This is a genomic window from Citrobacter sp. Cpo071 (assembly GCF_030332765.1).
In the GTDB taxonomy this organism is placed as follows: domain Bacteria; phylum Pseudomonadota; class Gammaproteobacteria; order Enterobacterales; family Enterobacteriaceae; genus Citrobacter; species Citrobacter portucalensis.
Genome location: NZ_JAOWHE010000086.1, coordinates 15,214 through 35,815 on the forward strand (window position 1 = coordinate 15,214; position 20,602 = coordinate 35,815).

Annotated in this window: 20 protein-coding genes; 16 read left to right on the forward strand and 4 right to left on the reverse strand. The window is 54.0% G+C overall.

The genetic code is table 11. From position 1 onward, the window contains the following. Positions 1 to 90 precede the first annotated feature (90 nt). The 4 genes from adiC to pmrB all read left to right on the forward strand — a co-directional run bounded on the left by adiC (position 91) and on the right by pmrB (position 4,968). Positions 91 to 1,428, forward strand: a complete 1,338-nt coding sequence (gene adiC / locus OGY09_RS22385; protein WP_003031853.1) for an arginine/agmatine antiporter — start codon at positions 91 to 93, stop codon at positions 1,426 to 1,428. 146 nt (positions 1,429 to 1,574) lie between these two features. Beyond that, entirely contained in the window at positions 1,575 to 3,212 is a 1,638-nt protein-coding gene (gene eptA / locus OGY09_RS22390; RefSeq protein WP_032942137.1) for a phosphoethanolamine transferase EptA, read from the forward strand. A 4-nt stretch (positions 3,213 to 3,216) separates the two neighbouring features. Next, positions 3,217 to 3,885: a two-component system response regulator PmrA gene (gene pmrA / locus OGY09_RS22395; RefSeq protein ID WP_008786966.1), complete on the forward strand. Its 669-nt coding sequence runs from the start codon at positions 3,217 to 3,219 to the stop codon at positions 3,883 to 3,885. Beyond that, positions 3,886 to 4,968 (forward strand): two-component system sensor histidine kinase PmrB, encoded by a 1,083-nt coding sequence (pmrB, locus tag OGY09_RS22400; protein ID WP_032942135.1) that lies wholly within the window; start codon positions 3,886 to 3,888, stop codon positions 4,966 to 4,968. It abuts the gene before it with no gap. On the opposite strand, the gene pmrR is transcribed toward pmrB, so the two are convergent. Together pmrR and proP are read right to left on the reverse strand one after the other, a co-directional pair. Then, entirely contained in the window at positions 4,962 to 5,051 is a 90-nt protein-coding gene (gene pmrR, locus OGY09_RS22405; RefSeq protein WP_003826741.1) for an LpxT activity modulator PmrR, read from the reverse strand. The two genes, pmrB and pmrR, sit on opposite strands and share 7 nt — an antisense overlap. A 149-nt stretch (positions 5,052 to 5,200) precedes the next feature. Further along, on the reverse strand, positions 5,201 to 6,703 hold the full coding sequence (gene proP / locus OGY09_RS22410) for a glycine betaine/L-proline transporter ProP (RefSeq protein WP_003826737.1): 1,503 nt from the start codon (positions 6,701 to 6,703) through the stop codon (positions 5,201 to 5,203). A 699-nt stretch (positions 6,704 to 7,402) separates the two neighbouring features. Here proP and kdgT point away from each other — a divergent pair. Then, positions 7,403 to 8,401, forward strand: coding sequence for a 2-keto-3-deoxygluconate transporter (gene kdgT / locus OGY09_RS22415; RefSeq protein WP_003826735.1), 999 nt, complete (start codon positions 7,403 to 7,405; stop codon positions 8,399 to 8,401). A gap of 30 nt (positions 8,402 to 8,431) precedes the next feature. Here the strand turns inward: kdgT and OGY09_RS22420 are convergent, their stop codons facing one another. Continuing rightward, positions 8,432 to 9,325: a diguanylate cyclase regulator RdcB family protein gene (locus OGY09_RS22420; protein WP_032942133.1), complete on the reverse strand. Its 894-nt coding sequence runs from the start codon at positions 9,323 to 9,325 to the stop codon at positions 8,432 to 8,434. Then, the gene (gene crfC / locus OGY09_RS22425; protein WP_032942131.1) at positions 9,322 to 11,679 is read right to left on the reverse strand and encodes a clamp-binding protein CrfC; all 2,358 of its coding nucleotides are present in this window, start codon (positions 11,677 to 11,679) and stop codon (positions 9,322 to 9,324) included. The genes OGY09_RS22420 and crfC overlap by 4 nt, the downstream gene beginning before the upstream one ends. Before the next feature lie 541 nt (positions 11,680 to 12,220). On the opposite strand from crfC, the gene OGY09_RS22430 reads away from it, so the two are divergent. The 11 genes from OGY09_RS22430 to phnK all read left to right on the forward strand — a co-directional run bounded on the left by OGY09_RS22430 (position 12,221) and on the right by phnK (position 20,471). After that, positions 12,221 to 12,556: a zinc ribbon domain-containing protein YjdM gene (locus tag OGY09_RS22430; protein ID WP_003031835.1), complete on the forward strand. Its 336-nt coding sequence runs from the start codon at positions 12,221 to 12,223 to the stop codon at positions 12,554 to 12,556. Positions 12,557 to 12,695: 139 nt separating this feature from the next. Beyond that, positions 12,696 to 13,145, forward strand: a complete 450-nt coding sequence (gene yjdN, locus OGY09_RS22435; RefSeq protein ID WP_032942129.1) for a VOC family metalloprotein YjdN — start codon at positions 12,696 to 12,698, stop codon at positions 13,143 to 13,145. A gap of 132 nt (positions 13,146 to 13,277) precedes the next feature. Next, complete coding sequence (gene phnC / locus OGY09_RS22440) at positions 13,278 to 14,066, forward strand: phosphonate ABC transporter ATP-binding protein (RefSeq protein ID WP_003826726.1); 789 nt, start codon at positions 13,278 to 13,280, stop codon at positions 14,064 to 14,066. A gap of 23 nt (positions 14,067 to 14,089) precedes the next feature. Then, on the forward strand, positions 14,090 to 15,106 hold the full coding sequence (gene phnD / locus OGY09_RS22445) for a phosphonate ABC transporter substrate-binding protein (RefSeq protein WP_008786961.1): 1,017 nt from the start codon (positions 14,090 to 14,092) through the stop codon (positions 15,104 to 15,106). Between the two features lie 133 nt (positions 15,107 to 15,239). Continuing rightward, a complete protein-coding gene (gene phnE / locus OGY09_RS22450; protein WP_016155398.1) occupies positions 15,240 to 16,019 on the forward strand; it encodes a phosphonate ABC transporter, permease protein PhnE in 780 nt (259 codons plus the stop codon). 20 nt (positions 16,020 to 16,039) lie between these two features. Beyond that, positions 16,040 to 16,765 carry a phosphonate metabolism transcriptional regulator PhnF gene (gene phnF / locus OGY09_RS22455; RefSeq protein WP_020996086.1) on the forward strand — a complete coding sequence of 242 codons (726 nt, stop codon included), beginning with the start codon at positions 16,040 to 16,042 and terminating at the stop codon, positions 16,763 to 16,765. Continuing rightward, positions 16,766 to 17,218, forward strand: coding sequence for a phosphonate C-P lyase system protein PhnG (phnG, locus tag OGY09_RS22460; protein ID WP_032942127.1), 453 nt, complete (start codon positions 16,766 to 16,768; stop codon positions 17,216 to 17,218). Continuing rightward, positions 17,215 to 17,811, forward strand: coding sequence for a phosphonate C-P lyase system protein PhnH (gene phnH, locus OGY09_RS22465; RefSeq protein ID WP_008786957.1), 597 nt, complete (start codon positions 17,215 to 17,217; stop codon positions 17,809 to 17,811). Before phnG ends, phnH begins: the two co-directional genes overlap by 4 nt. Then, entirely contained in the window at positions 17,811 to 18,878 is a 1,068-nt protein-coding gene (locus tag OGY09_RS22470; protein WP_032942125.1) for a carbon-phosphorus lyase complex subunit, read from the forward strand. The genes phnH and OGY09_RS22470 overlap by 1 nt, the downstream gene beginning before the upstream one ends. Positions 18,879 to 18,924: 46 nt before the next feature. After that, positions 18,925 to 19,716, forward strand: coding sequence for an alpha-D-ribose 1-methylphosphonate 5-phosphate C-P-lyase PhnJ (gene phnJ, locus OGY09_RS22475; protein WP_049259807.1), 792 nt, complete (start codon positions 18,925 to 18,927; stop codon positions 19,714 to 19,716). Then, entirely contained in the window at positions 19,713 to 20,471 is a 759-nt protein-coding gene (gene phnK / locus OGY09_RS22480; RefSeq protein WP_003844769.1) for a phosphonate C-P lyase system protein PhnK, read from the forward strand. The genes phnJ and phnK overlap by 4 nt, the downstream gene beginning before the upstream one ends. The last annotated feature ends 131 nt before the right edge of the window (positions 20,472 to 20,602 follow it).

Below are 20,602 nucleotides of genomic sequence, written 5' to 3' on the forward strand. Positions count from 1 at the left end.
CATTAGCGATACCCCAGCTCCGTCATCATTAAATAGACTTTTGACGAGGTATGATAAGGCGTCATTTATCCTTATCAGGAGTTAAAAAATATGTCGACGGATGCTGATGCTCACAAAGTGGGCTTAATCCCCGTCACCCTTATGGTGTCGGGGAATATTATGGGTTCCGGTGTATTCCTGCTACCCGCAAACCTTGCGTCAACTGGCGGGATTGCAATCTACGGATGGTTGGTCACGATTATCGGTGCTCTGGCACTGTCGATGGTGTACGCCAAAATGTCGTCCTTAGACTCCAGTCCCGGTGGTTCTTATGCTTACGCCCGCCGCTGCTTCGGTCCTTTTTTGGGCTACCAGACCAACGTGCTGTACTGGCTGGCCTGCTGGATTGGTAACATCGCCATGGTGGTCATTGGCGTCGGTTACCTGAGCTACTTCTTCCCCATCTTAAAAGATCCGCTGGTCCTGACGCTGACCTGCGTCGTAGTGCTGTGGATCTTCGTATTACTGAACATTGTCGGACCGAAAATGATCACCCGCGTGCAGGCCGTCGCAACGGTACTGGCACTGGTGCCAATTGTCGGGATTGCCGTCTTCGGCTGGTTCTGGTTCCGCGGTGAAACCTATATGGCAGCCTGGAACGTCAGCGGGATGAACACCTTCGGCGCGATTCAAAGCACTCTGAACGTCACCTTGTGGTCATTTATCGGGGTGGAAAGCGCCTCCGTTGCGGCTGGCGTGGTTAAAAATCCCAAACGTAACGTACCTATCGCTACCATGGGCGGCGTGCTGATTGCCGCTGTTTGCTACGTGCTCTCCACCACCGCAATCATGGGTATGATCCCTAACGCGGCGCTGCGTGTATCAGCCTCTCCGTTCGGTGATGCCGCACGTATGGCGCTGGGTGACACCGCTGGGGCGATAGTTTCCTTCTGTGCTGCTGCCGGGTGTCTTGGTTCTCTGGGCGGCTGGACGCTGCTTGCCGGGCAAACCGCCAAAGCCGCAGCCGATGACGGCCTGTTCCCACCGATTTTTGCCCGCGTGAACAAAGCCGGTACGCCAGTGGCCGGGTTAATTATTGTCGGCATCCTGATGACCATCTTCCAGTTCAGCAGCATGTCGCCGAACGCAGCAAAAGAGTTTGGTCTGGTCTCTTCGGTCTCCGTTATCTTCACCCTGGTGCCGTATCTGTATACCTGCGCCGCGCTGCTGCTGCTCGGCCATGGCCACTTTGGTAAAGCACGCCCGATGTACTTACTGGTGACCTTTATCGCCTTTGTCTACTGCATCTGGGCGGTTGTCGGTTCCGGCGCCAAAGAAGTGATGTGGTCGTTCGTCACGCTGATGATCATCACCGCGCTGTACGCACTGAACTACAACCGGATCCATAAAAACCCGTATCCATTGGATGCACCAGTGAACAATAACTAACTTAAGCAATCGTCATTGCCCGATGGCGTCAGTTCATCGGGCCAACGTTCTCCTACCGCTCTTCGAAAAATCAACATTAAGAACTTAAGGTTGGCTTAATTTTACTTTGAGAGGATTTGCGCCACATAGTCGATGGAACCCCCTTAATGTTAAAGCTCTTGTTTAAAAGGCCCACTCTCGGGCTAATCAGCTGGCTTCTGCTGATCTCATTTTATCTTGCGACTTTCCTGAACATTGCGTTCTACAAACAAGTGCTGCAAGACCTGCCTCTGGACTCTGTGCGTAACGTGCTGGTGTTTTTATCAATGCCGGTGGTCGCGTTCAGCGTCATGAACATTGTGCTGACGCTGGCCTCATTCCTGTGGCTTAATCGCCTGGTGGCGTGCATTTTCATTCTGGTTGGCGCATCGGCCCAATATTTCATCATGACCTACGGCATCATCATCGACCGCTCGATGATCGCCAATATGATGGACACTACGCCCGCCGAAACCTTTGCTTTGCTGACGCCGCAAATGCTCATCACGCTCGGGGTGAGCGGCATTCTGGCCGCGCTCATTGCCTGCTGGGTAAAAAATAAACCGATCACGCCAGTTATGCGCAGCATACTGTTTCGTGGCGCGAACATTCTGATCTCCGCGCTGCTGATCGTGCTGGTCGCTGCGTTCTTCTATAAAGATTACGCCTCACTGTTTCGCAACAACAAAGAACTGGTGAAATCCCTCAGTCCATCCAACAGCATTGTGGCGACGTCATCCTGGTATTCACACCAGCGACTGGCCCACCTGCCGCTGGTGCGCATTGGCGAAGATGCCCATCGCAATCCGTTGATGGTAAAAGAAAAGCGTAAGAACCTGACGATTGTGGTTCTCGGCGAGACCTCGCGCGGCGATAACTTCTCGCTGTCAGGCTACTCGCGCCAGACCAACCCGCTGCTGGAAAAAGATGATGTGGTCTATTTCCCCCGCACCACATCCTGCGGAACGGCAACGGCAGTATCAGTACCCTGCATGTTCTCGGATATGCCACGCGCGCACTACGACGAAGAACTGGCACAGCATCAGGAAGGCGTACTCGACATCATTCAGCGGGCGGGAATTAACGTTCTGTGGAACGATAACGACGGCGGCTGCAAAGGAGCCTGTGATCGGGTTCCACACCAGAATATGACTAAGCTGAACCTGCCAGGGCAGTGTATTGACGGTGAATGCTACGATGAAGTCCTGTTCCACGGGCTGGAAGAGTACATTAATAACCTGCAAGGCGACGGCGTGATTGTGCTGCATACCATCGGCAGCCACGGTCCGACCTATTACAACCGCTATCCTGCGCAGTTTAAGAAATTTACGCCAACCTGCGATACCAACGAAATCCAGACCTGTTCGCAGCAACAGTTGGTCAATACTTACGACAACACCATTCTTCACGTTGACTATATTGTTGATAAAGCGATCAATATACTGAAAGAGCATCAGGATAATTTCACCACCAGCCTGGTGTATCTTTCCGATCACGGCGAATCCTTAGGGGAAAATGGCGTCTATTTGCACGGCCTGCCGTATTCGATTGCACCAGATACGCAAAAACATGTGCCGATGCTGCTGTGGCTCTCCGAGGATTATCAGCAACGCTATCAGGTCTCTCAGACATGTTTGCAAAAACGGGCAAGCTCAGAAGACTTCTCGCAGGATAATCTCTTCTCAACTCTGCTGGGATTAACGGGCGTGCAAACACAGAAATATCAGGCGGCAGATGATATTCTGCAACCCTGCCGGGGAGGCTAAACGAATGAAAATTCTGATTGTTGAAGACGACACGTTGTTACTACAGGGACTGATACTCGCTGCACAAACAGAAGGCTACGCCTGTGATGGCGTGTCAACCGCCCGTGCAGCCGAGCAGTGTCTGGAGACCGGACATTACAGTCTGGTTGTTCTGGACCTGGGCTTGCCGGATGAAGACGGTTTGCACTTCCTGACCCGCATCAGACAGAAGAAATACTCTCTCCCCGTGCTGATCCTCACCGCCCGTGACACGCTCAAAGACCGGGTCAGCGGGCTGGACGTGGGTGCCGATGACTATCTGGTCAAACCGTTCGCACTGGAAGAACTGCACGCCCGCATCCGGGCACTTCTGCGTCGCCACAACAATCAGGGTGAAAGTGAATTAATTGTCAGCAATCTGACGCTGAATATCGGTCGTCGCCAGGTGTGGATGGACGGACAAGAGGTTATCTTAACGCCGAAAGAATACGCGCTCCTGTCACGCCTGATGCTCAAAGCGGGCAGCCCGGTACACCGGGAAATTTTGTATAACGACATCTACAGCTGGGATAACGAACCGTCTACCAACACGCTGGAAGTGCACATTCACAATCTGCGCGATAAAGTGGGGAAATCACGTATCCGCACGGTCAGGGGATTTGGCTATATGCTGGTCGCCACTGAGGAAAGCTAAGTGAAGCTGCTGCAATATCTCAAACAACCACTCCCGCTTCGTCATCGTTTAATGCTGACGATTGGTCTTATTCTGCTGGTCTTTCAGTTGATTAGCACCTTCTGGTTGTGGCACGAAAGTACCGAACAAATACAGTTATTCGAACAGGCGTTACGCGAAAATCGTAATAACGATCGCCACATCATGCATGAGATCCGCGAGGCTATCGCCAGCCTGATCGTCCCCGGCATCTTTATGGTCAGCCTGGCGCTGCTGATTTGCTATCAGGCGGTGCGACGAATAACCCGCCCGCTGGCAGATCTGCAAAAAGAGTTAGAGGCACGAGCAGCCGATAACCTGGCCCCGATTGAAATTCACAGCTCAACCGTTGAGATCCAGGCCGTTGTCTCAGCGCTCAATGACCTGGTAACGCGGCTGACCAGCACTATTGAAAACGAACGTTTATTTACCGCCGATGTCGCCCACGAACTGCGCACACCGCTGTCAGGCGTTCGCCTGCATCTGGAATTATTATCCAAAACCCATAAGGTCGACGTTACGCCGTTGATTGCCCGCCTTGATCAAATGATGGACAGCGTATCGCAGCTGCTGCAACTCGCCCGCGTCGGGCAGTCGTTTTCAGCCGGGAGCTACCAGCATGTCAAACTGCTGGAGGACGTTATTCTGCCCTCCTACGATGAACTCAGCACCATGCTGGACCAACGTAAACAGACGCTGCTCCTGCCACAAAGCGCGGCGGACGTTGTCGTGCGTGGCGATGCTACGCTGTTGCGGATGCTGCTACGAAATCTGGTGGAAAACGCGCATCGTTACAGCCCGGAAGGCACCCATATTACGATTAGCCTGAACACCGAGCATGATGCCGTCCTGGCCGTCGAAGATGAAGGGCCGGGCATTGATGAAAGTAAATGCGGGGAGTTAAGTAAAGCATTCGTCCGAATGGACAGCCGTTTTGGTGGGATTGGGCTGGGGCTGAGCATTGTCAGTCGCATCACCCAGTTACATCACGGGCATTTCTATCTGCAAAATCGCCAGGGAGCCAGCGGCACTCGCGCATGGGTGGAATTGGCGAAAGATCAGTAAGAGCTCACCCACACATACAAAAAGCTGCTGACAATCAGCACACTGCACACGGTGGTCAAACTTTCATAAATACGGGTTTTCATGACACTCTCCTCCGAAACTATGGAGGAGAGTTTGCCTGACACAGATTAAGCCAACCTTAAGTTGATATCATAAGACACCTTATCCGGCCTACTGAGTACAATGCTGCCCGTAGGCCTGATAAACGTAGTGCCATCAGGCAATAACACCGTTACTCTTCAATACGCGGATGCTGCTGCACCAGACGCGTGCGCTTAACCTGTAGCTCAGCAATTTCCTGATCGATATCTTCGATTTTCTGTTCAATGTTATCGTAGTGTTCGCCGAGGATCTCTTTCGCTTCCTGAATATCCGAAGCAGCAGGTGTCGCGCCTTTCAGCGGCTGATTAGCCGTCTCTTTCATGGTCACGCCGGTAATCAAACCTACTACCGCAATCACCATCAGATAATAAGCAGGCATCATCAGATTCTGCGAGCTTTCCACCAGCCATGCGGCCAATGTCGGAGTCAGACCGGCGATTAATACCGAGATATTAAACGCGGCGGCCAGCGCACTGTAGCGAATATGCGTCGGGAACATCGCCGGTAACGTTGACGCCATCACCCCGGTAAAGCAGTTGAGGATCACCGCCAACATCAGCAACCCGGCGAAAATCAGGCCGATAACATTACTGTTAATCAGAATAAATGCCGGAATCGCCAGCACAAACAGCGCAATACTGCCCATGATCACAAACGGACGACGCCCGAAACGGTCGCTGAGCAAACCCATAATCGGCTGCACAAACAGCATACCAATCATGATGGCGATAATAATCAACACGCCGTGGTCTTCAGAGTAATGCAGGTTATGCGACAGATAGCTCGGCATATAGGTGAGCAGCATGTAGTAGGTGACGTTGGTGGCAATCACCAGACCAACACATGCCAACAGGCTGCGCCAGTGCTTAGTTGCAATCTCTTTAAACGAGACCTTAGGACCTTCCTGCAGACCCTGACGATCGCCCTGCTCCAGTTTATCCACGTGCTGCTGGAACGCCGGCGTCTCTTCCAGCGCATGGCGCAGGTACAGACCAATCAGGCCTAACGGTAGAGCCAGGAAGAACGGAATACGCCAGCCCCACTCAAGGAAGTTATCCTCGCCGACGATAGTTGAGATCAGGACCACCACGCCCGCGCCCAGCACAAACCCGGCAATCGAGCCGAAGTCCAGCCAACTGCCCATAAATCCGCGCTTACGGTCTGGCGAGTACTCTGCGACAAAAATCGATGCCCCGGTATACTCTCCGCCGACCGAGAACCCCTGCGCCATCTTACATAGCAACAGCAGAATCGGTGCCCAGATACCAATTGAGGCATAAGAGGGAATAAGACCGATACAGAAGGTACTGATCGACATAATCACGATGGTGATAGCGAGTATCTTCTGACGACCGTATTTATCGCCGAGCATACCGAAGAACAATCCGCCAAGCGGTCGAATCAGAAAGGGAACAGAGAAGGTGGCGAGTGCAGCAACCATCTGCACGCTGGGGTCAGCCCCCGGGAAGAACACTTTACCTAATGCGTAAGCAACAAATCCATAAACACCAAAATCGAACCACTCCATCGCATTACCTAACGACGCTGCGGTAATAGCTTTTCGCAATTTACCGTCATCAATGATGGTAACGTCGCGCAGCGTTATCGGTTTTATTTTTTTCCTTTTTAGCATACTCGTCCTCATAGACTTAGCCCTGTCACGCTCCAGTTCGAGTCCCCTAACGCCCATGCGTCAGGGTCATCATCGAGCGGGGAATGCACAGGCGCATTCCCTGTAACAAGCGTAGCAGGTTTACTTACACTGACGAGAAACGCACAGTACAACCGAACCTGTTGACGCCTGATTGGGCGGTTAATGACCTCTTTACCCTAACAGCGTTTAAATTTGTGATCAACTTCACATATAGTTTTTCATTTCGTCAACATGCGTAAATTAGGTCATTCTTAGTCAGCTTTTTTACATGTCATGCTTGCGATTTACTAACAATTAAATACAAGAATAAATCGCTTTATTGCGCCAACAATCACAGCAGTCACTATTATTCTGCTAGCAAAAAAACCACCTAATCCCTTCACAAAAAGATCACAGCTTTTTTAATAATCAGAGCAACCTGGAATTTTTGCTCGGAATATGTGATGAAGATAACTAAAACATCGTTTTATTTTGATTGAATCAATGTTCCCATGAATGCAAACTAATTCCAGACGCAATATCCCTGGGAGCAGCAACACGCTCAACGTATGCCGCGTTAGATTTTATAAAACAAAGAGATAGCGATTTTCTTTGTTAAGAGACACCAGTAACCATTTGAATTTATTAATTTTTACCCTCTTGCGCGAGTTTCAGCAGCGACAAGACATGAGGACGTTTATGAAAATTAAAGCCACGATTGAACGCATCCCCGGCGGAATGATGTTGATTCCTCTGTTATTAGGCGCAGTGTTAAATACGTTAGCTCCGGATACCGGTGCGTATTTTGGTTCGTTTACCAAAGGAATGATCAGCGGAACGGTACCGATTCTGGCAGTGTGGTTTTTTTGTATCGGCGCATCTATTGATTTGCGGGCAACCGGTACGGTATTACGCAAGTCCGGTACGCTGGTAATAACCAAAATAGCCGTGGCTTGGGTAGTGGCAATGATTGCTGCTTCATTTATTCCTGATACCGGTATTCAAACCGGGTTCTTTGCAGGCCTCTCAGTTTTGGCAATTGTCTCCGCGATGGACATGACCAACGGTGGTTTGTACGCCAGTCTGATGAACCAGTACGGCACCAAAGAAGAGTCTGGCGCATTTGTGTTGATGTCTCTGGAATCCGGTCCGTTAATGACCATGGTGATCCTCGGCTCCGCGGGTCTGGCCTCCTTCGAGCCACACCATTTCATCGGCGCGGTATTACCGTTCCTGATTGGCTTTACGTTGGGCAACCTGGATCACGACCTGCGTTCTTTCTTCAGCAAAGCCACACCGGTGCTGATCCCGTTCTTCGGCTTCGCGTTGGGTAACACTATTAACCTGAGCGTGATCGTTGATACCGGTCTGCTGGGTATCCTGCTGGGTGTCGCGGTTATCGTCATCACCGGTATCCCGCTGATTATTGCTGACCGTGTTATTGGTGGCGGGAACGGTACGGCAGGCGTCGCAGCCTCTTCAGCAGCAGGCGCTGCGGTAGCAAACCCGGTGATTATCGCCCAGATTAACCCGGCGTTCGAACCGGTTGCCGCATCCGCTACGGCGCTGGTTGCCGCCAGCGTAATTGTCACCGCCATTCTGGTGCCGATTATCACCGCGCTGTACGCCAAACGTTTTAATAAAAACCTGGTCGCCAACGAAGCGGTGGCCACCCCGGCAGACTCTCTGCACCACTAAACCTGCCTTTATCCTACTCACCAGCCCTGCTCAATTGACGAGCAGGGTCGGTGCAAAAATCTCCTCAACCATCGCATCGACCAGCCGCTTTGCCGAACACAATCGCGGCATCCCCAAGGCCACGTTTTGCCACCGCTGCGTCACCGACCAGCTTACCGGATGGCGTTGCGCATCGCACCAGCTCCCCAGCCAGCTCAGCATATCGTTATACTCGCCCGATCCGCCGACAGCTGGCGTGCTGAGCCAATGATGATAGTAATGACGCGTAGCGGGCGCTGCATTCACGCTGTCCGCCAATGCCTGAGCCGCCATGGTTCGCAGGTTGTCTTTTAGCATTAACACCACATCGGCATTCGCTAACCGGCAGGCATCACCAAAAGCTCCCCAACGTAGCTCCTCCAGCGCGACAAAACAGCGTCCTGGTAACGACCAGCCGTCATACGCGCCAGCCCGCCAGCGGGTAAAAATTTGTTCGCTATGCTCACCCGCCTGAACCGTCAGGCCGCGCTGGGTCAGCGCCTTCTCTTTATACGCACCGCGTTGGGTAAACCAGTCAGTCAGTGAATTTATTTGCTGTAAAAGACCGGGGGTTGAAAGCCCACGCGGGTGTTCGGTTTGTTGCAACAACATCAACCCTTCGGCGATCCGTACCAGCGCCAGATGACCCGGATCAATCATGCCTGCCAGCTTCTCCACCAGCTTAAGGCGCATCACCAGATGTTCGCTGGACACTCCCGCCATCACCCACGCACGCAGTTGCGTTTGGGATAACACTTCCTGCGTCAGACGCGCACGCAGCCGCTGCTGCTGTTGCAGAAAACCGCCGGAACGTTTGGTTTCATCTCCCTGAACCAGATCGACCATAAACTTCGGGTAGACACACTCCAGCGTCCTCCCGGGGCCTTCCAGTAAAACGTTAGTCATGTGTGCTCGGTTGCAAAAAGGGTATTGATATCGTCACGCAGCAATCGGGAATCTTCATAAAGCCATGCCGCAATCGTAATGCGCTGCTGCAATTGCTCATTCATTGCATTCACCGCGGATTCATTTTGTTGGCGTAGCGTCAGACTCTCACTCAGACTCGCCTGCAATTGCGCCAGGCACAGAGAGAAATCAGCAAAAAATGTGGCCATGCCAGCCGTAACGGAGATATCGACCTGAGCAGCTAAAGCTTTACGAATTTGTTGGCAAAACTGGGAGACGTACTGCACAAGGTTTTTATGCAATGCGCCCATATCAATGAGATAACGCGTTTTTGTTTCGACGTAATCATTCCATCCCCAGTTGGGTTGATTTAGCCAACGAGAGAAAGTGTCACGCACCACACCGCCAGTAGACGGCGCATTTTCTGCCGGAATATCCTGCTCAATGGCCTCGTTAAACAATTGGCGGGTATTGAAATTAAACATCGCCGTATGGAACGCTGGAAAACGGATCCGCGCACGAAAACCGGCGTGGTTTAGCTCCTCTTTCACCCTTTGCTCAATTGGCCGCATCGCGTCATTTAGCGCCCGGGAGAGCGTCGACTCAAGCTGTTCAAAACGCAGGGCTAAGTCCCGGCTGATGCTTTCCTGCGCCGCCAGCAATACCCCCTCACAGGATGAGCGAATTTTATCTAACACGATTTTCGCCTGCCCTTCATCATGCAGCACCAACATCTCTCCGGCCATTTCTGCCGTATTCACAGCATTCCCCAGACCGTGTTGTGACATCATCAGGACGTTATCTTTGACAAAGAACGTATTGATACCGCAAAGAATCTCAGTCTGTTGCTCACTGAGATAGGCAGCGGCAGCCTCCAGCGCCAGTTCTACTTCATGGCTGACTTCATCGCTCACCCGCCCCTGGCTCACTTCTAACTGCTGCATATCCTCTTCAATATGCGTGATGTTCAGCCGCAGTTTGTCATAGGCGACCGTTAACCCGTGGGCGCGAAATTCCAGATATTCGTGCACGCTTTGTGCATAGTTCAATAACTTATGTGACGCAGAGCGAAGCGCATACAACGAAGCATTAGCATAAGCGGCGTGGATCACTTTCTGGATCGGCTGTTCAAACAGCGAGTCTTCCCACAACAGGTCGGCGGCATGGCGGATGTGTTCCGTATCGTCAAGATCGGTGGTGCGCCAGCGTCTGCCAAGCGCCGCTTCGGCAAAATCCTGCACCCAACGTTGCTCCTGATGATCCGGCAGTCGCCCGCGCGTCGTCAGCTCATGACGCGCCCTGTTCGCCAGATAGCCCCACATTGAGGAGACCGGATAAATTCTTTCAGGGGCAATTCCGCCTTGCATCAACGTGCCGGAAATCAACGCCCGCACCTGTTCTTCATCATCACTGTTGCGGTCTTTCTGATCGAATTTATTGACCAGCGCATATAACGGCACTGACTTGCCGACCGCCATAATCGCCTGACGCACTTCCTCATCGGAAATCGATTTCAGTTGGGTGTAATCCAACACCGCCAGCACCGCAGAGGCCCGCACCAGCTGTTCATTGAGCATTTTTTGTAAGTGCGGTTGTCCTGCCTCGTTCGGCCCCGGCGTATCCAGCAGCGTTAATTGCCCTGGGTAGCTTGCCTGTCCGGTCAAATGGACAAATTCAACCTCAATAACCGGAATATGCTCAATCGCAGCATAGGCAGCAAAAGGAAAATCAACGTCCAATGCTTTTGACAGGCGCACCAGGTCGTTCAGGCTTTTAAGGCAATGGAAAATAGGCTGTGCGCCAAGATAATACCGTTCAAATGCCACACCATTTTCAATATGTTGCAGCAGGACATTCATATCCTTGTCAATTTCCAGGGTCTGCGTAAGACGCAGGCGATCGCACTCGCGCACGCGCTGCTGCAAAACCTTCATTAAGGCATCGATCGGCGCGACATGTGAAAAATGCAGCACCGGCTCTTTCTGCCCCGGCGTATGGCGTATTAGCGTTGGTAACGCCGTCATGGGGCGATTACGATTAGGTAACACCTCTGTCCCCACAATCGCGTTAATCGTCGTCGATTTTCCCGCTTTCATCGTGCCAACAATCGCCAGCACCATTTCCAGACGCGTAATCTTGCGCAGCTCATTATTGAGCGTTGCTTGCTGGACATCCATGCCACGCGCGCTGAAATGCAGGGGCTGAACAACCTGACTGCTATGCTCTCCTTGTTTTAGCGCGACATCATCCAACGACGTCATAGGCAATTTTTGCAATTGCCTGAGATGTTCAAGCGAGAGCATCAGCAAGCGTTCCGCTTCCTGACTTAATTCATATATTGTCTGTGTGTGCATGGAAAATTTTTCCTTAACGCAAATGGCATTGCTTTTATTTAGCCCAATCGTTTTATTTATAGATTTTTTGGCTTTTATAATTACGTATAGAAATAATTAAAATCAAAACAACCAATTGATATTATTAAAATAAATTTGGTGTATAACCGCTGGCCTGATGCCTCTCACTTATGAAAATAAGTAAGAAAGATAGACAGCGTAGTTCAGTTTTAAAAAATGCCAGCGGAATCCCCCTACTAAATTTAAGGGGGTCAATGATATTCAATCACAATGACTTAGGCATTTCTAAGCAATGTTACCTATGAATATCAGATATTTCGCCTCACCTTATCTTAAATATCTAAGCGTAGCAATTTCCCTTAAAAAATATTCCGCCATACTTTCATTGAGGTGAAAGCAGAGGGTCTTTACAGCAGATCATTTTGCGTAATCGCGCAGTAGTCCCGACAAATGCAGGGATTTTATGTATAATTGCGGCCTTTTTCGGCAATCTGCCATTTTTTGGGCGCATTTGCCCCTGCTGACTTTTGAGGAAATCCACATGTCATTACCACACTGCCCGCAATGCAACTCCGAATACACTTACGAAGATAACGGCATGTTCATCTGCCCGGAATGCGCTCACGAATGGAACGATGCTGAACCGGCGCAGGACAGCGACGAACTGATCGTTAAAGATGCCAACGGCAACCTGCTGGCTGACGGCGACAGCGTTACCGTCGTGAAAGACCTGAAGGTAAAAGGTAGCTCTTCCATGCTGAAGATTGGTACCAAAGTGAAAAACATTCGTTTGGTTGAAGGTGACCACAACATCGATTGCAAAATCGATGGCTTTGGCCCAATGAAGCTGAAATCTGAGTTTGTGAAAAAGAACTGATGCCAATTGCCTGATAGCGCGACGCTAATCAGGTCAACTCCAGCTCATCTGCCAGGCGGGAAGCTCATACTTCCCGCCTGGTTTATTTTTGCAGACGCTAACTACACTTAATTGGCTTCTTTTACCTGAGGTAAAGATTATGCCGTTAAGTCCCTATATCTCCTTTGCAGGCAACTGCGCTGACGCTATCGCCTACTATCAAAAAACGTTAGGCGCTGAGCTACTCTACAAAATCAACTTCGGTGAAATGCCCAAATCGGCGCAGGATAGCGAAGATGGTTGCCCTTCAGGCTTGAAATTCCCCGACACCGCCATCGCCCACGCCAACCTGCGCGTTGCGGGCAGTGACATCATGATGAGCGATAGCGCCCCGGACGGAAATGCTCACTACTCTGGCTTCACGCTGGTGCTCGACACGCAAAACGTCGATGAAGGCAAACGCTGGTTTGATAATCTGGCAGCAAACGGAAAAATCGAAATGGACTGGCAGGAAACCTTCTGGGCCCACGGTTTCGGTAAAGTGAGCGACCAGTATGGCGTGCCGTGGATGATCAACGTTGTCAAACAACAGCAACCCCCTACAGAGTAATCCAACGGGAGGCCAGCCCTCCCGTACTGTCATCAAATAGCGCTCAACTCTTCATCGTCGAGTAACCATCCCTTAACGAAAACGTCACATTGATCCGCCACGATGGGGCCACTTTTTTAGGGAGGCCGCATCATGCAAACGATTATTCGCGTCGAGAAACTCTCCAAGTCCTTCAATCAACATCAGGCGCTCAATGCGGTTGATCTGAACATCTGTTCCGGTGAGATGGTGGCTCTGCTTGGGCCGTCTGGCTCCGGCAAATCCACCCTTTTACGTCATTTAAGCGGTTTGATCACCGGTGATAAATCCCCCGGTAGCCGCGTCGAGCTGCTGGGCCGCACCGTTCAACATGAAGGCCGCCTGGCGCGCGATATCCGCAAAAGCCGTGCCCACACCGGCTACATCTTCCAGCAGTTCAATCTGGTGAACCGCCTGACGGTGCTGGAGAACGTCCTGATTGGCGCGCTCGGCAGCACGCCGTTCTGGCGTACCTGTTTTAGCTGGTTTAGCCAGGAACAAAAACAGCGCGCGCTCCAGGCGCTGACCCGCGTGGGCATGGCGCACTTTGCATACCAGCGCGTTTCCACGCTTTCGGGCGGTCAGCAGCAGCGTGTCGCAATCGCCCGCGCGCTGATGCAGCAGGCCAAAGTGATCCTCGCCGATGAGCCGATTGCTTCGCTGGACCCGGAATCCGCACGGATCGTGATGGACACCCTACGCGACATAAACCAGACCGACGGCATCACCGTGGTCGTCACGCTGCATCAGGTGGATTACGCCCTGCGCTACTGCGAACGCATCGTCGCGCTGCGCCAGGGCAACGTCTTCTTTGATGGCAGCAGCCAGCATTTTGATAACGATCGTTTTGACCATCTCTACCGCAGCATGAACCGCGTCGAACAGAACGCGCAGGCTGCCTGACATCCCCACAATGAGGAATGGAAATGAGCTATAAGACAGTTGCCGCGCTGGCTTTCACCAGCATGTTTAGTCTCAGCACACTGCTCACCCCGGCCCATGCCGAAGAGCAAGAAAAAGCGCTGAACTTTGGCATTATTTCGACCGAATCACAGCAAAATCTGAAACCGCAGTGGGAACCGTTCCTGAAGGACATGGAAAAATCACTGGGCGTGAAAGTGAACGCCTTCTTCGCCCCGGACTACGCCGGGATCATCCAGGGAATGCGCTTTAACAAAGTTGATATCGCCTGGTACGGCAACCTCTCGGCAATGGAAGCGGTGGATCGCGCTAACGGGCAAGTGTTTGCCCAGACCGTCGCCGCCGACGGATCCCCAGGTTACTGGAGCGTGTTGATCGTTAACAAAGACAGCCCGATCAATAACCTGAACGATCTGATCGCCAAACGTAAGGATCTGACCTTCGGCAACGGCGATCCCAACTCAACGTCAGGCTTCCTCGTCCCCGGCTACTACGTCTTCGCCAAAAACAACATCTCCGCCAGCGACTTCAAACGCACCGTTAACGCCGGACACGAAACCAACGCGCTGGCCGTCGCCAACAAGCAGGTCGATGTCGCCACCAACAACACCGAAAACCTCGACAAGTTGAAAACTTCCGCACCGGAAAAACTGAAAGAGCTGAAGGTGATCTGGAAGTCACCGCTGATCCCGGGCGATCCGATCGTCTGGCGTAAAAACCTCTCCGAAACCACCAAGGACAAGGTGTACGACTTCTTTATGAATTACGGCAAAACGCCGGAACAGAAAACCGTACTGGAACGCCTGGGATGGGCGCCGTTCCGCGCCTCCAGCGATCTGCAACTGGTGCCGATTCGCCAGCTGGCACTGTTTAAAGAGATGCAGGGTGTGAAGGACAACAAAGGGCTGAACGAGGAAGAGAAAACCAGCAAAACCTCGGCATTGAAAGCGCAGCTCGATGACCTTGACCGTCTGACCGCCGCACTGGGCGCTATGACCAGCGTCACCAAAGCGGTGCAGTAAACCTGGTGACCAAATTGTAGGCCTGATAAGCGCAGCGCCATCAGGCAATGCAAGGGATTCCATGCCGGATGGCGGTGCCAGCACCTTATCCGGCCTACAACAGACCCGAAACATCGACACCCAGGAGCTAAACATGCAAACCATCACCGTCGCCCCGCCCAAACGTAGCTGGTTCTCGCTGCTGAGCTGGGCCATTCTTCTCGCCGTGCTGGTGGTCTCGTGGAAAGGTGCCGAAATGGCCCCGCTCACACTGATCCAGGATTCCGGCAATATGGCGACCTTCGCCGCCGACTTCTTCCCGCCGGACTTCAGCCAGTGGCAGGACTATCTCGGTGAAATGGCCGTCACCCTGCAAATTGCCGTCTGGGGGACTGCCCTCGCCGTTGTGCTGTCGATTCCCTTCGGCCTGATGTGCGCCGATAACCTCGTGCCGTGGTGGATTTACCAGCCGATGCGTCGCCTGATGGACGCCTGCCGCGCCATCAATGAAATGGTCTTCGCGATGCTGTTCGTGGTCGCCGTCGGCTTAGGCCCATTCGCCGGGGTGATGGCGCTGTTTATCCACACTACCGGGGTGCTCTCCAAACTGCTTTCCGAAGCGGTTGAAGCTATTGAGCCAGGTCCGGTAGAAGGCATTCGCGCCACCGGTGCCAACAAAATTGAAGAGATTCTGTACGGCGTTCTGCCACAGGTCATGCCGCTGCTTATCTCTTACTCGCTGTATCGCTTTGAATCCAACGTTCGCTCGGCCACGGTGGTCGGAATGGTGGGTGCAGGCGGTATTGGCGTGACCTTATGGGAAGCGATTCGCGGCTTTCAGTTCCAGCAAACCTGCGCCCTGATGGTGTTAATCATCGTCACCGTCAGCCTGTTGGATTTCCTTTCCCAGCGTTTGCGTAAGCACTTTATCTGATTAGCGAGGCATTGATTGCTATGCACTTGTCTACACATCCGACCAGTTATCCAACGCGTTATCAGGAAATTGCCGCGAGACTTGAGCAGGAGCTACGTCAACATTATCGCTGCGGTGACTATCTGCCCGCCGAGCATCAGCTTGCCGCGCGCTACGAGGTAAACCGCCACACCCTGCGCCGCGCCATTGACCAGTTGGTTGAACGCGGTTGGGTTCAGCGTCGTCAGGGCGTCGGCGTGCTGGTGCTGATGCGCCCATTCGATTACCCGCTTAATGCCCAGGCGCGCTTTAGTCAGAATCTGCTGGACCAGGGCAGCCATCCCACCAGCGAAAAACTGCTGGCGGTGCTGCGTCCGGCCTCCAGCCACATTGCCGATGCGCTCAGCATAAACGAGGGCGATAACGTGATTCACCTGCGCACCCTGCGCCGGGTTAACGGCATCGCACTGTGCCAGATCGACCACTATTTTTCCGACCTCTCGCTGTGGCCGCTGCTGCAAGGCTTCAACAGCGGTTCACTGCATGACTACCTGCGCGAACAGTCCGGTCTGACGCTGCTACGCACGCAAACGCGCATCAGCGCCCGCCGCGCGCAGGCCAAAGAGAGCAAGGTACTGGAAATCCCCAATATGGCGCCGCTGCTGTGCGTGCGCACCCTGAACCACCGTGAAGGCGAAGAACACGCGGCGGAATACTCCGTCAGCCTGACCCGCGCCGACATGATCGAATTCACTATGGAGCACTGAATGCATTTCGATACCGCCACCCGCCAGCGCTGGATGCGCGCGCTGGCTTACAGCAATGCCGATGCCCTGAACGCCCGCATCACCGCGCTCAATCTAACGCCGGACTATGAACTTATCCGCGCTCCGGAAAGCGGACTGATGCAGATCCAGGCCCGTATGGGCGGTACCGGCAACCGCTTCTTTGCTGGCGACACCACGCTTACCCGCGCAGTGGTACGCCTGCAGAGCGGCACGCTGGGTTACAGCTACCTGCTGGGACGCAATAAACAACATGCCGAGCAGTGCGCGGTGATTGACGCACTGCTGCAGGAAAAAACGCATTTCCAGAACCTAATGGAAACCTTAATTGCCCCGCTGGAAGCGGAACGCGATGCGCTGATTAACGCACGCCGTGCCGAAGTCAACGCCAGCCGGGTCGACTTCTTCACGCTGGTACGCGGAGATAACGCATGACACGATCTACAGCACTTCTGACCGCTTTTAATTTACCCGTTCAGGATGCTCAGCAGAGCTTTCGTCGCCTGCTGAAAGCCATGAGCGAACCGGGCGTAATCGTCGCCCTGCATCAACTGAAACACGGCTGGCAGCCGCTGGGTCTGGCGACCACCAGCGTGCTGCTGACCCTGGTCGATGGCGACACGCCGGTCTGGCTGGCGCCGTCGATGGATAACGATATTGCCCGCCAGAACCTGCGTTTTCATACCAACGCGCCGCTGGTGGATCAGCCGCAGCTGGCGGCCTTTGCCGTCGCCGACGAGCGCATCAGCAGCGAACAGCTTAACGCCCTCTCCGCCGGTTCAGCCGTCGCGCCAGAGACCAGCGCCACGCTGATTGTGCAGGTCTCTGGCTTAAGCGGCGGACGCATGCTGCGTCTGACCGGAGCGGGCATTGCCGAAGAGCGCATGATCGCGCCACAGCTGCCGGAATGCCTGATTCACGAACTCACCGAACGCCCGCACCCGTTCCCACTGGGGGTCGATTTGATCCTCACCTGCGGCGAACGCCTGCTGGCTATTCCGCGAACCACCCATGTGGAGGTGTGCTGATGTACGTCGCCGTCAAAGGGGGCGAAAAGGCGATAGCCAACGCCCACGCCCTGCAGGAAAACCGACGCCGGGGCGATGAAACCATTGCTGAACTGAGCGTGGCGCAAATCGAACAGCAGATGAACCTGGCCGTTGACCGGGTGATGACCGAAGGCGGCATCGCCGACCGCGAACTGGCGGCACTGGCGCTGAAGCAGGCCAGCGGCGATAACGTCGAAGCCATCTTCTTGCTCCGCGCCTACCGCACTACGCTGGCAAAAGTGGCGGTCAGTGAACCGGTTAACAGCGCAGAAATGCGCCTTGAGCGCCGAATCTCGGCGGTCTACAAAGATATTCCCGGCGGGCAACTGTTGGGTCCAACCTATGACTACACCCATCGCTTGCTGGATTTTACCCTGCTGGCCAATGGCGAAACGCCGCCTCTGCGCAGCGCGGATAGCACGCAGGATGCCTCCCCGCACGTTTTTTCCCTGCTGGCCAACCAGGGGCTGGCAAAGCGTGAAGAGGATGATGGCGCGACACCCGACGACATCACCCGCACGCCGCCGGTTTACCCCTGCTCACGTGCTTCACGTCTGCAACAGCTGATGCGCGGTGATGAGGGCTATCTGCTGGCGCTGGCCTACTCCACCCAGCGCGGCTACGGGCGCAACCACCCGTTTGCCGCCGAAATCCGCAGCGGCTATGTGGAACTGGAAACCGTACCGGAAGAGCTGGGATTTGCGGTTAACGTCGGCGAACTGCTGATGACCGAATGTGAAATGGTGAACGGGTTTGTCGCACCAGAAAACGAATCCCCCCATTTTACCCGCGGCTACGGGCTGGTGTTCGGTATGAGCGAACGTAAAGCGATGGCGATGGCGCTGGTAGACCGCGCCTTACAGGCAGCCGAATACGATGAAACGGTCACAGGACCGGCGCAGGACGAAGAGTTCGTGCTGGCGCATGCGGATAACGTCGAGGCGGCGGGTTTTGTTTCGCACCTCAAACTTCCCCATTACGTCGATTTCCAGGCCGAACTGGAACTGCTCAAACGCCTGCAACAGGAGGCCACCCGTGACCACTAACCTCTCCGGCTACAACTTTGCCTATCTTGATGAGCAGACCAAACGCATGATCCGCCGCGCCATTCTGAAAGCGGTGGCAATCCCGGGTTACCAGGTCCCGTTTGGCGGACGTGAAATGCCGATGCCCTACGGCTGGGGAACCGGCGGCATCCAGCTCACCGCCAGCGTGATTGGCGAGCCGGACGTATTGAAGGTGATTGACCAGGGCGCGGATGACACCACCAACGCCGTGTCGATTCGCAACTTCTTCAAACGCGTAACCGGGGTGAATACCACTGAGCGTACGGAAGATGCGACGCTGATCCAGACCCGCCACCGCATCCCGGAAACGCCGCTGGTGGAAGATCAGATAATCATCTTCCAGGTACCGATCCCTGAGCCGCTGCGCTTTATCGAACCGCGTGAAACGGAAACTCGCACCATGCACGCGCTGGAAGAGTACGGCATCATGCAGGTGAAACTGTATGAAGATATCGCCCGCTTCGGCCATATCGCCACCACTTACGCCTATCCGGTGAAGGTCAATGACCGCTACGTCATGGACCCGTCGCCCATCCCGAAATTCGACAATCCAAAGATGGACATGATGCCAGCCCTGCAACTGTTTGGCGCTGGCCGCGAAAAGCGTATCTATGCCGTTCCACCTTACACCCGCGTGGAGAGCCTCGATTTCGACGATCACCCGTTTACCGTGCAGAGCTGGGATGAGCCTTGCGCCATCTGCGGCTCAACCCACAGCTATCTCGATGAAGTGGTGCTCGATGACACCGGCAAACGCATGTTTGTCTGCTCCGACACCGACTACTGCCGCCAACAGAGCGAGGCCCTCAGCAAATGACGCAACCGCTGCTTTCAGTCAACAACCTGACCCATCTCTACGCGCCGGGCAAGGGCTTCAGCGATGTCTCTTTTGACCTGTGGCCAGGCGAAGTGCTGGGTATCGTCGGCGAGTCCGGTTCCGGCAAAACCACGCTGCTGAAATCGATCTCTTCACGGCTGACGCCGCAGAGCGGTGAGATTTTGTATCAGAACCGTTCGCTGTACGGCATGAACGAGGCCGACCGTCGCCGTCTGCTGCGCACCGAATGGGGCGTGGTGCATCAGCATCCGCTGGATGGCCTGCGCCGTCAGGTCTCCGCAGGCGGCAATATCGGCGAACGTCTGATGGCCACCGGCGCGCGTCACTACGGCGACATCCGCGCCACCGCGCAGCGCTGGCTGGAGGAGGTAGAGATCCCTGCCTCGCGTATCGACGATCTACCCACCACCTTTTCCGGCGGCATGCAGCAGCGCCTGCAGATTGCCCGCAACCTCGTCACCCATCCCAAACTGGTGTTTATGGACGAACCTACCGGCGGGCTGGACGTTTCCGTACAGGCCAAACTGCTGGACCTGCTGCGCGGCCTGGTGGTGGAACTGGATCTGGCGGTAGTGATTGTCACCCACGATTTGGGCGTCGCGCGCCTGCTGGCCGACCGTTTGCTGGTGATGAAGCAGGGTCAGGTGGTGGAAAGTGGGTTAACCGACCGCGTGCTCGACGATCCGCATCATCCGTATACCCAGCTGCTGGTGTCGTCGGTGTTGCAGAACTGATTTTTTGTTGTGCCGGATGGCGGCTGCGCCTTATCCGGCCTACGGAGTGGTATCGCTTGTGCCGGATGACGGCGATGCCTTATCCGGCCTACGGAGCGGCATCGCTTGTGCCGGATGGCGGCTATGCCTTA

Bases quoted from the DNA above. Each gene is read 5' to 3' on its own strand.
- eptA (WP_032942137.1), top strand. From the start codon at position 1,575: ATGTTAAAGCTCTTGTTTAAAAGGCCCACTCTCGGGCTAATCAGCTGG.
- phnC (WP_003826726.1), top strand. From the start codon at position 13,278: ATGCAAACGATTATTCGCGTCGAGAAACTCTCCAAGTCCTTCAATCAA.
- OGY09_RS22430 (WP_003031835.1), top strand. From the start codon at position 12,221: ATGTCATTACCACACTGCCCGCAATGCAACTCCGAATACACTTACGAA.
- pmrR (WP_003826741.1), bottom strand. From the start codon at position 5,051: ATGAAAACCCGTATTTATGAAAGTTTGACCACCGTGTGCAGTGTGCTG.
- kdgT (WP_003826735.1), top strand. From the start codon at position 7,403: ATGAAAATTAAAGCCACGATTGAACGCATCCCCGGCGGAATGATGTTG.
- crfC (WP_032942131.1), bottom strand. From the start codon at position 11,679: ATGCACACACAGACAATATATGAATTAAGTCAGGAAGCGGAACGCTTG.
- adiC (WP_003031853.1), top strand. From the start codon at position 91: ATGTCGACGGATGCTGATGCTCACAAAGTGGGCTTAATCCCCGTCACC.
- phnK (WP_003844769.1), top strand. From the start codon at position 19,713: ATGACGCAACCGCTGCTTTCAGTCAACAACCTGACCCATCTCTACGCG.
- yjdN (WP_032942129.1), top strand. From the start codon at position 12,696: ATGCCGTTAAGTCCCTATATCTCCTTTGCAGGCAACTGCGCTGACGCT.
- phnJ (WP_049259807.1), top strand. From the start codon at position 18,925: ATGATCCGCCGCGCCATTCTGAAAGCGGTGGCAATCCCGGGTTACCAG.
- phnH (WP_008786957.1), top strand. From the start codon at position 17,215: ATGACACGATCTACAGCACTTCTGACCGCTTTTAATTTACCCGTTCAG.
- OGY09_RS22420 (WP_032942133.1), bottom strand. From the start codon at position 9,325: ATGACTAACGTTTTACTGGAAGGCCCCGGGAGGACGCTGGAGTGTGTC.
- phnG (WP_032942127.1), top strand. From the start codon at position 16,766: ATGCATTTCGATACCGCCACCCGCCAGCGCTGGATGCGCGCGCTGGCT.
- proP (WP_003826737.1), bottom strand. From the start codon at position 6,703: ATGCTAAAAAGGAAAAAAATAAAACCGATAACGCTGCGCGACGTTACC.
- phnF (WP_020996086.1), top strand. From the start codon at position 16,040: ATGCACTTGTCTACACATCCGACCAGTTATCCAACGCGTTATCAGGAA.
- pmrA (WP_008786966.1), top strand. From the start codon at position 3,217: ATGAAAATTCTGATTGTTGAAGACGACACGTTGTTACTACAGGGACTG.
- phnE (WP_016155398.1), top strand. From the start codon at position 15,240: ATGCAAACCATCACCGTCGCCCCGCCCAAACGTAGCTGGTTCTCGCTG.
- phnD (WP_008786961.1), top strand. From the start codon at position 14,090: ATGAGCTATAAGACAGTTGCCGCGCTGGCTTTCACCAGCATGTTTAGT.
- OGY09_RS22470 (WP_032942125.1), top strand. From the start codon at position 17,811: ATGTACGTCGCCGTCAAAGGGGGCGAAAAGGCGATAGCCAACGCCCAC.